This window comes from Streptomyces prasinopilosus (assembly GCF_001419695.1).
Classification (GTDB): domain Bacteria; phylum Actinomycetota; class Actinomycetes; order Streptomycetales; family Streptomycetaceae; genus Streptomyces; species Streptomyces prasinopilosus.
The window spans coordinates 1-11,732 of record NZ_LIRG01000395.1; the positions used below are offsets into that span (position 1 = coordinate 1).

10 protein-coding genes are annotated in these 11,732 nt (G+C 74.4%); 6 read left to right on the top strand and 4 right to left on the bottom strand.

From position 1 onward, the window contains the following. Positions 1-897 (top strand): carbohydrate kinase family protein (locus AOK18_RS17340; RefSeq protein ID WP_055694968.1); only part of this gene is annotated, 897 nt, incomplete at its 5' end. Positions 898-1,152: 255 nt separating this feature from the next. Here the strand turns inward: AOK18_RS17340 and AOK18_RS17345 are convergent. Both AOK18_RS17345 and AOK18_RS17350 read right to left on the bottom strand, forming a co-directional pair. After that, on the bottom strand, positions 1,153-1,683 hold the full coding sequence (locus tag AOK18_RS17345) for a type 1 periplasmic-binding domain-containing protein (RefSeq protein ID WP_055694969.1): 531 nt from the start codon (positions 1,681-1,683) through the stop codon (positions 1,153-1,155). Continuing rightward, positions 1,680-1,979, bottom strand: coding sequence for an Ada metal-binding domain-containing protein (locus tag AOK18_RS17350; protein WP_055572788.1), 300 nt, complete (start codon positions 1,977-1,979; stop codon positions 1,680-1,682). Before AOK18_RS17350 ends, AOK18_RS17345 begins: the two co-directional genes overlap by 4 nt. Positions 1,980-2,226: 247 nt before the next feature. On the opposite strand from AOK18_RS17350, the gene AOK18_RS17355 reads away from it, so the two are divergent. Both AOK18_RS17355 and metF read left to right on the top strand, forming a co-directional pair. Further along, positions 2,227-3,210 (top strand): carbohydrate kinase family protein, encoded by a 984-nt coding sequence (locus AOK18_RS17355; protein ID WP_055572784.1) that lies wholly within the window; start codon positions 2,227-2,229, stop codon positions 3,208-3,210. 355 nt (positions 3,211-3,565) lie between these two features. After that, positions 3,566-4,486: a methylenetetrahydrofolate reductase [NAD(P)H] gene (metF, locus tag AOK18_RS17365; RefSeq protein WP_055694971.1), complete on the top strand. Its 921-nt coding sequence runs from the start codon at positions 3,566-3,568 to the stop codon at positions 4,484-4,486. 96 nt (positions 4,487-4,582) lie between these two features. On the opposite strand, the gene AOK18_RS17370 is transcribed toward metF, so the two are convergent. Continuing rightward, on the bottom strand, positions 4,583-6,091 hold the full coding sequence (locus AOK18_RS17370; RefSeq protein ID WP_055694972.1) for an FAD-dependent monooxygenase: 1,509 nt from the start codon (positions 6,089-6,091) through the stop codon (positions 4,583-4,585). Positions 6,092-6,197: 106 nt separating this feature from the next. After that, on the bottom strand, positions 6,198-7,829 hold the full coding sequence (locus tag AOK18_RS17375; protein ID WP_240503215.1) for an FAD-binding oxidoreductase: 1,632 nt from the start codon (positions 7,827-7,829) through the stop codon (positions 6,198-6,200). A gap of 235 nt (positions 7,830-8,064) precedes the next feature. Here AOK18_RS17375 and AOK18_RS17380 point away from each other — a divergent pair, with 235 nt between their 5' ends. From AOK18_RS17380 to AOK18_RS17390, 3 genes are all read left to right on the top strand, one after another. Further along, positions 8,065-8,871 carry a 2-amino-3,7-dideoxy-D-threo-hept-6-ulosonate synthase gene (locus tag AOK18_RS17380; protein ID WP_079039969.1) on the top strand — a complete coding sequence of 269 codons (807 nt, stop codon included), beginning with the start codon at positions 8,065-8,067 and terminating at the stop codon, positions 8,869-8,871. Next, the gene (locus AOK18_RS17385; protein ID WP_055694974.1) at positions 8,868-9,977 is read left to right on the top strand and encodes a 3-dehydroquinate synthase II family protein; all 1,110 of its coding nucleotides are present in this window, start codon (positions 8,868-8,870) and stop codon (positions 9,975-9,977) included. The genes AOK18_RS17380 and AOK18_RS17385 overlap by 4 nt, the downstream gene beginning before the upstream one ends. A gap of 66 nt (positions 9,978-10,043) precedes the next feature. Then, on the top strand, positions 10,044-11,429 hold the full coding sequence (locus AOK18_RS17390; RefSeq protein WP_055574594.1) for a class I adenylate-forming enzyme family protein: 1,386 nt from the start codon (positions 10,044-10,046) through the stop codon (positions 11,427-11,429). The last annotated feature ends 303 nt before the right edge of the window (positions 11,430-11,732 follow it).

Genomic DNA, 11,732 nt, shown 5'->3' on the forward strand with positions numbered 1-11,732 from the left:
CTGGAGCGGGTCTCCCTCTCCTTCCTCGCCGACCGGCTCCAGGTGCGCAGAGGAGGCGTCGGCGCCAACATCGCCTTCGGCCTCGGCCTGCTCGGTCTCGACCCGATCCTGGTCGGCGCGGCGGGAGTCGACTTCGCCGAGTACGGCACCTGGCTGCGGGCGAACGGCGTCGACACGTCCGGGGTCCGGGTCAGCGAGCATCTGCACACCGCCCGCTTCGTGTGCACCACCGACGAGGACCTGAACCAGATCGCCACCTTCTACGCCGGCGCCATGGCCGAGGCCCCCCGGATCGACCTGGCCGCGATCGCCGCTCGTACCGGCACGCCCGCGCTCCTCCTGGTCGGCGCCGACGATCCCGCCGCCATGCTGCGGCACACCGCCACGGCCCACCGGCTCGGCATCCCCGTCGCCGCCGACCCCTCCCAGCAGCTCGCCCGCCTGGACCGCGACCAGGTCCGTCGGCTCGTGGACGGGGCGAGGTGGTTGTTCACCAACGAGTACGAGGCGGCCCTGCTCCTGGAACGCACCGGATGGACGGAGGACCAGGTGCTGGGGCGGATCGGCACCTGGATCACCACGCTGGGCGAGGCCGGAGTGGCGCTGGCCGGCTCGGGGGCCCCCACGCTACGGGTCCCCGCCGTACCCACGGAGAAGGTCTCCGATCCCACGGGCGCGGGAGACGCCTTCCGGTCCGGGTTCCTCGCCGGTACGTCGTGGGGCTGGCCGCAGGAGCAGGCGGCCCGGCTCGGCTGCGCCCTGGCCACCACCGTGCTGGAGTCCGTCGGCACCCAGGAGTACCGGCTCAGCCCGCCGGACCTGATCACCCGCGTCGAGCAGACGTACGGCACCGATCCGGCCCGCACCCTCGAGCCGCGGCTCGCACGGGTGTCATGACCTCCGGGGGACGGTGCGGGCAGGCCGGGAGGCACGCGCCGACGGACACGTCTCCGGCGTTCCCGTCCGGGTCCTTCCCGCCCGGGACCGGCCGGGGCGAACGGGCACCGCGGCCGCCGGTCCCGGCACCCGGGCCTCACCCCCCGCACGCCCGCGGAGGCCGGCGGGCGGGCAGCCCTCGGTCCGTGCCGCGGGCGGTGCTCCCGTGCGGCGCGGGGGCGGTGGCCGGTGGCGGGCGGCGGCAGCGGGTGACGGTCACGCGCCGTCGGACTCCACGACCCAGCCCCGGCGGACGGTCCACACCCGGCCGTCCCCCGTCACGCCGCGCATCCCGTCCAGTACCCCCGGGCCCGCGGCGGTCACCGCGCGCGAGTCCCCCGTGGACGCGAAGCCGAAGGTGCGGCGCGGGTCCCAGTCGGTGCTGTGCCGGAGCCGGCGGCTCATCTGGACCCAGCCGGCCGGCGCCGCGGCCACCACCCAGGCGTCCGGCTCGGGACGGGTGAGCCGGCGAGCCTGACGCAGCCAGGAAGCGGCGTCCTCCGGCCAGTCGACGACTGCGGCGATGCGTCCGCCGCTCCCCCGCCAGGCGTCGGCGAACGCCGCGGCGGCGTCCCGCGACGCGGCGTCCCGGCCGTGCCCCAGCGCGACGCTGCCGCCGCGGAAGCCGCAGGCCTCCAGCAACGCCGGCAGGCGCGCGAGTTCGCGGTCGGTGTGCGGACGGGCGGCGGGCCAGGGCGCGTAGTCGGAGAGCGCGGCCGGGGCCAGCCGGGGAGAGGGCTCGCTCATGACGCCTCCCCCTCCCGCCACGCCCGGTGGCGGTGGGGAAGACAGACCGAGCACGGCCGGTACCCCGCCGCGACGGCGGTGGCCTCGTCCGCGAAGAACACCCGGTGGCGCACGTAGTTCCCGCGGGCGATGTGCCGCAGGGCGGACGGGCAGTCCAGCCGTCCGTAGATCCGTCCGCGCCGGTAGCCGCCGAACCGGCCGGCCGTGTCACTGCGGTACGGCTTCCCGTCGACGCCGGTCAGCGTGTACCCGGGAGCCGGCGCGGAGTCCGTGCCGTCGAACCGTCGTGTGCCCACCAGGGCACTGTGCACCATCCCGGGCGGCCGTACCAGCGGTATCCGGACGTCCACCTCGCGGCCCGCGGGACGGGGCCGCCCGGGGGCCGCGGCGAGCGGACCTCGATCGGTGCTTCAGCGGCGCGGGGCAGGCTTGCGTCCCGGGGCGGTCCCGCGCTGCCGGGCCCGGTCCCGGTGTTCCGCGCGACCCCGCCCGCCGGGCGGTGGGCCGCACCCTTCGACCCCGGGTTCAAGGAGAGAGACCGTCGTGCGAATCGCCGTGACCGGCTCGATAGCCACCGACCACCTGATGTCCTTCCCCGGTCGGTTCACCGACCAACTGATCGCCGACCGACTGGAACAGGTGTCCCTTTCCTTCCTCGCCGACCGTCTCGACGTGCGCCGCGGCGGTGTCGGCGCCAACATCGCCTTCGGACTCGCGCGGCTGGGACTGGCACCGCGCCTGATCGGCGCCGCGGGGCTCGACTTCGCCGAGTACGACGCCTGGCTGCGCGCCGCCGGGGTGATCACGGAATCCGTCCGGATCAGCGAGACACTGCACACCGCCCGGTTCGTGTGCACGACGGACGAGGTGCAGAACCAGATGGCCACCTTCTACGCCGGCGCCATGGCCGACGCGGCGAAGATCGACCTCGCCGCGGTGGCGGCCCGCTGCGGCGGATTCGACCTGGTGCACGTCGGCGCCGACGCCCCCGAGGCGATGCTGCGCCACACCGAGGTCGCCCGGCGCTCCGGCATCCGCCTCGCCGCCGATCCCTCGCAGCAGCTGGCCCGCCTGGACGACGCCCAGGCACGTCGTCTGGTGGACGGCGCGCACCTGCTGTTCACCAACGAGTACGAGTCCGCCCTGCTGCGGGAGCGCACCGGCTGGAGCGAACGGGACATCCTGCACCGCGTCGGCACGTGGATCACCACACGCGGCGCGGACGGCGTGTCCCTGGCCCGGTGCGGGCACCCCCGGCTCGACGTGCCCGCCGTCCCCACCGCGGAGATCGCCGATCCGACCGGGGTGGGGGACGCGTTCCGTTCCGGTTTCCTCGCCGGTCTGAGCTGGGACTGGCCCGACGAGCGCGCGGCCCGGCTCGGCTGCGCGCTGGCGTCGGTCGTCCTGGAGACGGTTGGGACCCAGGAGTACAAGCTGCTCGCCGCGGATCTCGTCGACCGCGTCGAACGCGCCTACGGACGCGCCGCGGCCCGCGGGATGGAGCCGCGCCTGGCAGGACTGTCGTGAGCGTGCCCCGAGAGGCCCCCGGCCCCCGCGGGGTGACCGCCGGCGGGCCGGCGGGCGCCCCGCTCCGGGCGCAGGGCCCGCTCCTTGGGGATCTCCGGGGTTCCGAGAGCCTTGAGAGCCTCGAGGGCTGCCACGGGATCCCGGACCCGGCACGTCCGGCCCTCGTCCGCCCGGTGCCCTCGGAGCACCTGGGCGCCGGCGTCTCGGAGCACTTCGGCGCCGGCGTCCACCGCGTCGGGACCAGAACGTTCGGCGTCCGCCTGTCCGAGGGGTCCCGGCCGCACCCCGGGCAGTCCACCGACGCCCTCGTGATCCACCGTCCTCAAGCCGGCCACTTCACTGCGGGAGACCGACCATGAGCACCGTGCGCGAGGCGCTGGCCAGCGGCGTCCCCTCCTTCTCGTTCGAGTTCTTTCCGCCCAGAACCGCTCAGGGTGAACAGGCACTGTGGCGGGCCGTCCGCCGCGTCGAACCGCTGTGCCCCACCTTCGTGTCCGTCACCTACGGGGCCGGCGGGTCCTCGCGCGAGCGGACCGTCGAGGTCACCCGGCGCATCGCCGCCGAGACCACCCTGCGGCCCGTCGCCCACCTGACCGCCGTCGGGCACTCGGTGGCCGAACTGCGCCACATCGTCGGCCAGTACGCCGACGCGGGGATCCGCGACGTCCTGGTCCTGCGCGGCGACCCGCCCGGCGATCCGAACGGCCCCTGGATCCCGCACCCGGACGGCTTCACCCACGCCCGCGAGCTGGTCGAACTGGTCGGCTCACTGGGCGACTTCACCGTCGGCGTCGCCGCCTTCCCCGAGATGCACCCGCGCTCGCCGGACTGGGACAGCGACATCCGGCACTTCGTCGCCAAGTGCCGCGCGGGAGCCGATTACGCGATCACCCAGATGTTCTTCGACGTCGAGGACTACCTGCGGCTGCGGGACCGGGTCACGGCCGCGGGATGCGACATCCCGATCATCCCCGAGATCATGCCGGCCACCGACGTCCGTCAGATCCGCCGCTTCGCCGAACTGTCCCACGCGGCGTTCCCCGAAGACCTCGCCCACCGGCTGGAGGCCGCCCGCGACGACGCCGCCCTGGGCCACCGGATCGGCGTCGAACACGCCACCGCCATGGCCGAACGCCTCCTCGCCGAGGGCGCTCCCGGCCTGCACTACATCACGCTCAACAAGTCCCCCGCCTCCCTCGACATCCACCGCAACGTGCTGGCCGCCGCGCGCCCCGGGCAGGCCGAGCACACCGGTACGCCAAGCACACCGGGATGAGGGCCTTGGCCCCCCGCGGACCGGACCGCCCCTGAGCCGCGGTCCCGCCGGGTGCCGGGTCCGTGCGGCGTCATGGCCGCCGCACGGGCCCGGCACCTACGCGGGGTCCCCGAACCAGCAGCCCAGCGCCCCGGTCAGGGAGTCCGCGTCCCCGGCGTCCCCCCGGGCCGACCAGGCGATGTATCCGTCGGGCCGCACCAGCAGGGCGTCCGTGCCGAGCTGCCCGGCCGCCGTCGCCGTCACCACCTTCACCCGGAAGCGCCAGGGCTCGACGGCCTCCAGCAGGTCCTCCGAGTCGGTCAGGAGCAGCAGCAACGGCTCCGCCGCGTGCAGCAGTTCGGCGAGGCTGGTGACCGAGTCGCCGGTCTTCAGCGGCACGTCGGGGGCGAAGCGGCCGGCCAGCGGGTCGCCGGGGCCGCCGGTGTCGTAGTGGACGTCGACACCGCTGATCATGCCGCCGAGGTACTGGTTGACGTCGTCGAAGTGCATCATCCGGGCGAACAGGGTGCGCAGCGCGTCCATGCGGGGGTCGGGGTCCATCAGGGCCACCTGGGCGCGCACGTTCTCCAGGACCGCCTCGGCGACGGGTGCGCGCTCGGTCTCGTACGTGTCGAGCAGTCCCGGCGGCGCCCAGCCGTGCACCTCGGCGGCGAGCTTCCAGCCCAGGTTGACGGCGTCCTGGAGGCCGAGGTTGACGCCCTGGCCGCCGGCCGGGAAGTGGACGTGCGCCGCGTCGCCGGTGAGCAGGACCCTGCCGACGCGGTAGTGCTCGGCCTGGAGCGCGGCGTCGCTGAAGCGGGTGAGCCAGCTCGGTGAGTCCATCGGCACCGGGTGGCCCGCGATCCGCTCCACCTCCGTCCGGAACTCGTCCAGCGTCACGGGTGCCTGCCGGTCCGGGTGCGGGCCGCGGAAGTCGTAGGTGCACACCCGGCTGCGTCCGAACAGGTTGAGCCACACCAGGGTCCAGCCGCGGGGGTTGCGCTGCCAGCCCTGGGGCGCCCGGGCCGGGTCCAGCAGCCGGACCTCCCCGATCAGGGCGCCGACGCGGGCGGGCGTGCCGGTGAACGGGATGCCGGTCAGCCTGCGCACGGCGCTGCGCGCGCCGTCGGCCCCGACCACCCAGGAGGCGCGCAGCGTGGACGTGGCGCCCCGGGAGTCGCGCACGGTCAGGCGCACCGCGTGGGCTTCCTCGTCGAGGCCGACGAGTTCGCGGCCGCGCCGGACGCGCGCGCCGAGCTGCTCGGCCTCGGCCGCGAACACCTCCTGCGCCCACGCCTGCGGGCTGCCCACCATCACGGGGCCCTCGGTGACGACACGGCTCAGGTCGAGGTCGAACATGCCGGAGAAGTGGAACGGTACGGGGCCGCGGCCCACCGGCGGGGCCGGCGGGCCGGGCTGCACGGCTTTGAGGAGTCCGCGCCGGTGCAGGGTCTGCGCGGTGCGGGCGTGCAGCGTCCCCGCCTTCGACTCCCCGGTCGGCGCGGGCAGCTTCTCCAGGACGGTGACGTGCACGCCCAGCAGGGCCAGTTCCCGGGCGAGCAGCATGCCGACGGGCCCGCCGCCGACGACGGCGACCTGGGTGTCCACGGCTGGGCTGTTCGGCATCGGGGCTCCTGCGGGAGTAGGCGGCACTCTGGGCATCCGTTCGGATCCTGTACGTCAGGAGGAACACCGGCCCGCGCCGACGGGTTGCACCCCGGGGGGTGCCGGTTCAGCTGCCCGGCAGCCGCACCGACTGCCGGTGCCGGAAGACGTTGCCGGGGTCGTACGCCTGCTTGATGCGCTGCAGGCGGCGGTAGTTGCCCTTGTAGTACAGGTCGTGCCAGGGCGTGCCCGAGCGGTTGAACTCCGCCGAGCCGAGGTCGGCGTCGGGGTAGTTGACGTAGCAGCCGTCGGTGACGGCGCCGGGGACCGGGACGCCGCCGGTGTCGGCGTACATGTCGGCGTAGAACTCGCGCAGCCAGCGCACGCAGTCCTTCTCGTCGTCCGGGTCGTCCCACCAGATCATCCAGGCGAGCTTGTACGCGGCGTCGCGGTGGGCGCTCGCCGTGGCGTCCTGGGCGACGGCCGAGACCTGGCCGGCGAAGGAGCTGAGCATGACCGAGCCCGTGGGGTTGCCGATGTCCGTGCGGGTCAGGTGGCGGTACAGCGCGGCCAGCTGGCGCTGGGGGAAGCCCGCTTTCATGTACGCGGACTTGAAGTCGCTCTTCTGGGTCGGGTCGTTGGTGGTGGGGTTGGCCGTGCCCAGGTAGCGGGCCGCCTGCAGCCAGGGCAGGCGGCGCGGGACGACCAGGTCCGGCATCGCGGCCAGCTCGCCCATCCGCGTGGTGACCGGTCCGTGCGCGGCGGTGACGCCCTCGCCGACCGCCGCGAGGAACTCGTCGTGCAGCCGGGCGGCGCCGGGCACGCTCGCGTCGACGTGCGTGATCAGGCCCACGGCCCCGTTCGAGACGTGGTTGAGGGAGAGCAGGCTGCACACGGCGGTCGCCGGGTCGTCGGGGGCGGCGTGCCGCACGTGCCAGTCCGCGTAGTTGCGGACCAGCCGGGTGAAGGACCGCTCGTCCAGGTCGGACCACTTCCAGGACACGGCGCTGACCAGGACCTCCGGGGGCGGGGCCGGCAGCAGCCGGGCCGGGTCCGTGCCGCTCGCGCCGGGGCTGCGGAACCAGTAGCGGGTCACGACGCCGAAGTTGCCGCCGCCCCCGCCGGTGTGGGCCCACCACAGGTCCCGGTTCGGATCGTTGTCCTCGCGGGTGGCGACGACGGTGCGCACGGTGCCGTCGGCGTTCACCACGACGACCTCGACCGCGTACAGGTGGTCCACCACCAGGCCGAGCCGGCGGCACAGCAGTCCCCAGCCGCCGCCGCTGACGTGGCCGCCCGCCCCGACCTGGAAGCACATGCCGGCCGGCACGGTGACGCCCCAGGTGCGGTACAGACGCTCGTAGACGTCGAGGAGCTGGGCGCCCGGCTGCACCATGAAGGCGTTCATCGAGGCGTCGAAGTCCACGTCCCGCATCGCCGACATGTCGATGACCGCCCGGACGTCGGGGCTGAAGACGAAGTCCTCCCAGCAGTGCCCGCCGCTGCGCACCGTGAACCGCTTGCCGGACCGCACCGCCTGCCGGACGGCGGCGGCGACCTGGGCGGTCGAGCGGGGAACGTGCACCGCGTCGGGCCGGCCGACGTAGCGCTGGTTCCAGCCCCGGACGAGGTCCGGGTACCGCGCGTCGCCCGGGGTGACGGTCACCAGGTCCCCCGGCTGGGCCACCGCCTGTCCGGCGGGCAGCAGCACGCCGCCGCCGATCGCGGCGCTCGCCGCGAGCACACCTCGTCTGCTCACCTGTCGTCTGCCGTGCGTCACAGGGCCGTCCCCTCCCACTGTCGCATGCGGATCACACGCGGATGCGCCGACGCTAGGCGCCCGGCGGCCGTCGCCGCACTCCGCATCTTGCGGCGTGCGTCCGGGGCACCTGGCTCGATCCTTCAGAGGCCACTGCGACAGTTCAGCCCGGGACCCGCAGCGGAATCCCACCCGAACCCTGTGACCAGGAACGAGAAGGGGTGTCATGTCGAGCATGCCGCTCACCGGTAAATCGGTGCGCCTCGCGCGATTGTCCCGGCCGGGAGACGACCGGTTCCTGTTCGTGCCGCTGGACCACTCCGTGTCCGACGGGCCCGTGGCGACGGCCGCCGGTTTCGGCGATCTGGTCCGCTCCATCACGGACGGCGGCGCCGACGGCGTCGTGGTCCACAAGGGCAGGGCCCGCATGATCGCCCCGGCGCTGTTCACGCGGTGCTCCCTCGTGGTGCACCTGAGCGCGAGCACCGCCCACGGACCCGACGTCAACGCCAAGGTGCTGGTCGGTGACGTGGAGGAGGCGGTCCGGCTGGGCGCGGACGCGGTCAGTGTGCACGTCAACATCGGCTCCGACACCGAGTCGGAGCAACTGGCCGACCTCGGCGCCGTGGCCGCGGCCTGCGACCGCTTCGGCATGCCGCTCATCGCCATGATCTATCCGCGTGGTCCCCGCGTGACCGATCCGACCGACCCCACGCTCGTCGCCCACGTGGTGAACATCGCCGCGGACCTGGGCGTCGACATCATCAAGACGGTGCTCGCGACCCCGCCCGAGCGCATGGAAGAGGTGATCGCCTCCTCGCCGCTGCCGGTGGTGGTGGCGGGCGGCGGCTCCACCGACCGGAGCCTGCACGATTTCGCGGTCACCGCCATGGACCTGGGTTGTGCCGGACTCGCCGTCGGACGGCGGGTGTTCACCAGCCCGTCGCCCGAGAAGGCGGTCCGGGAACTGGCCTCAATCATTCACCGCCGCGCGCTCACGTCCGAGCCCGCGCCGCAGACCGAGATGGCAGGTGTGTTGTGAAGTTTGCCTGGATCGACCTCCGGACCGTGCCCGCCGAACACCGCGAGGCGGTCGTCGACGCCGCGATCCACGCGCGGGTCGACGGCATCGTCGACAGCGACCCGGAGCGCCTCGCCCTGCTGCCGAACACCGTCAAGCGCGTTCTCGCGCCGGGCGCGCGCGTCGGCGACGGGGCCCCGGAGGACCTGGTCGTGCTGCGCGAGGTCGTCGACGTCGACGGCCTCGGCGTCCTGGAGAGCAGGCACCGCGGCGGCGAGAAGGACACCGCCGCCTGGGTGAACGTGGTCGACGACCCCACGCTGAAGCTCGCCTGTGAAGCCGCACGCGAACTCCCCTTCACCGTGGTGGAGTTCAAGGACCCGACGAAGATCCCGCTGGAGATCGTGATCGCCGCGGCGGACGCCTCGCCGGGGCAGCTGATCTGCCAGGCCGCCGACATCGAGGAGGCGCAGATCATCGTCGACGTCCTGGAGAAGGGCTCCGAGGGCGTCCTGGTGGCCCCGCAGTCCGCCAACGACGTCTTCGCGCTCGTGGAGATGCTGCGGGTGAAGACCCCGGACCTGCAGTTGCAGACGCTCACGGTCGAGTCGATCGAGCACCTCGGGCTCGGCGACCGGGTCTGCATCGACACCTGCACGCACTTCGAGAAGGACGAGGGCATGCTGGTCGGCTCCTACGCGCACGGCTTCGTGCTGTGCGTGAGCGAGACCCACCCGCTGCCGTACATGCCGACCCGGCCGTTCCGCATCAACGCCGGCGCGCTGCACAGCTACGTGTTCGGGGCGGACAACCGCACCAACTACCTCAGCGAGCTGAAGGCCGGCAGCCCGGTGCTCGCCGTCGGCGCCGACGGCCGCACCCGCCGCATCGTGGTGGGCCGCATCAAGCTGGAGTCCCGCCCGCTGCTCGGGATCAAGGCCGTCTCCCCGGAGGGCGTCGAGGTCAGCCTGATCGTGCAGGACGACTGGCACGTCCGGGTGCTCGGCCCCGGCGCGGCGGTGCTGAACGTGACGGAGCTGAAGAAGGGTGACCAGCTGCTGGGTCACGTGGCCACCGACAAGCGCCACGTGGGCTGGCCGGTCGGCGAGTTCTGTGTCGAGAAGTAGGCCACAGGTGTCCGGGGCCGCCCTCGCCGCGGCCCCGGCGCCGCGGCGGGGGAGCCGGTGGGAGCGATGACGCAACGGTCCTGGTGGGGCGCCGAACTGCTCGGCCGCCACGCCGACGACGAGGTGTGGGCGCGTGCCGCGGACCGCGAGGTCACGTTCGGTCGGCTGCGCCACGAGACGGCCTGGCTGGCCGGTGTGCTGCGGCACTACGGCATCCGGGCGCGCAGTACGGTCGCCCTGGGGGGCAACGTCAGTTTCACGTACCTGTGGACGCTGTTCGCGCTGTGGTCGCTGGACGCCCAGGTGGTGCTGGTGGAGACACCGCCCGGCCGGCGGCCGCGGGACGTCCCGCCCGGACCGGAGCGGGTGCAGTTCTCGGTGTCGCTCGGCGAGGGCCGCGAGCGGCCCCACGACTTCGTCGACGAGTGCGAGGTGCTGGTGCGCCGCCGCGCCGGCGGCGCACCGGGCACGAGCGGGCACTGTCTCGTGCAGTTCTCGTCGGGAACCACCGGGCGCCCCAAGGCGATCGGCCGGAGCCCGGAGTCCCTGCTGGCGGAACTGGACCGGCTCGCCGCCGTGGAGGGCGTGGCACGCCGCGGCGAGCGGGTGGCCGTGCTGGAGCCGCTTTCGCGTTCCTTCGGGCTGATCGGCGGGATGCTGCACGCCCTCGCGGTGGGCGCGACCCTGGTGCTGCCGACCGCCCGCACGGCGGCGGCGGCCGTGCGGGCGGCGTCCGGCGCGCACGTGGTGCTGGGCAATCCGCACCACTTCCGGGGGCTGGCGTGGGCCGAGCCCGGGCGGTTCCCGCACCTGAGGCTGGCCGCGTCGAGCGGCGACGCGCTGCCGCCCGAGATCCCCGCGGTGTTCCGCGGCCGCCACGGGGTGCGCGTCGGCCAGGCCTACGGCACGACCGAGACGGGCATCGTCGCCGCCGACCTCACCGGCCGCTTCGGTCCGGCCGGCGTCGGCGTCCCGGTGCCCGGCACCCGCACCCGTGTGGTCGGCGGCGTGCTGGAGGTGCACGTCCCGGAGTCTCCGTACCTGTACGACGACACGCCCTGGGCCGGGGGCTGGATGTCCACCCGGGACCTGGTCACGCGTGACCCCCTCACCGGTGCCCTGCGTCTGCGCGGCAGGGTCCAGGGCGTCGGGGACGCCTCGGTCGACCTGCTGCGCATCGAGTCGGTGCTGCGGGCCCACCGGCACATCACGGACGCGGTGGTCCTCGGGGTCGGCCCGATCGAGGCGCACGTGGCGAGCAGCACGGAGCTGGAGGGCGACGAACTGCGTTCCTGGTGCCGCCGTTTCCTGGGCGCGGCGCCGGTGCCGGACCGCTACCACGTCCTGCGGGAGTTACCGCGCACCGCCCGGGGCAAGGCCGTGCGGGACCGCGGCGTCCTGCGCCGCCACAGGACCCACCCGCCCGGGGCGTGCCGCTGCATCAGCTGGTGAGCCGCGCGGCGGCCGGGGGCCGCGGCCGGACCGCCGGGGCCGGACCGCCGGGGCCCGTCCGGCGGATCGTGCCGCGGACGCGGGGTCCGGCACGTCCCGCGCCGCCGTCCCGTAGGTGAACACTCCCCGGGTCCCCGGCTCCTCCCCGGGTTCCCGGCTCCGCTCGGAAGTTCTCGGTTCCGCTCGGACGAGGGGCCCCCGAACGGGGAGGGGTCCCACGGCCTCGCCCACCCGCGCCGGAAAGGCGCTGTCGGTTCCCGCTCCCCGATCCGCCGGACGGGCCCCGGGGCCCGGAGCACCGGC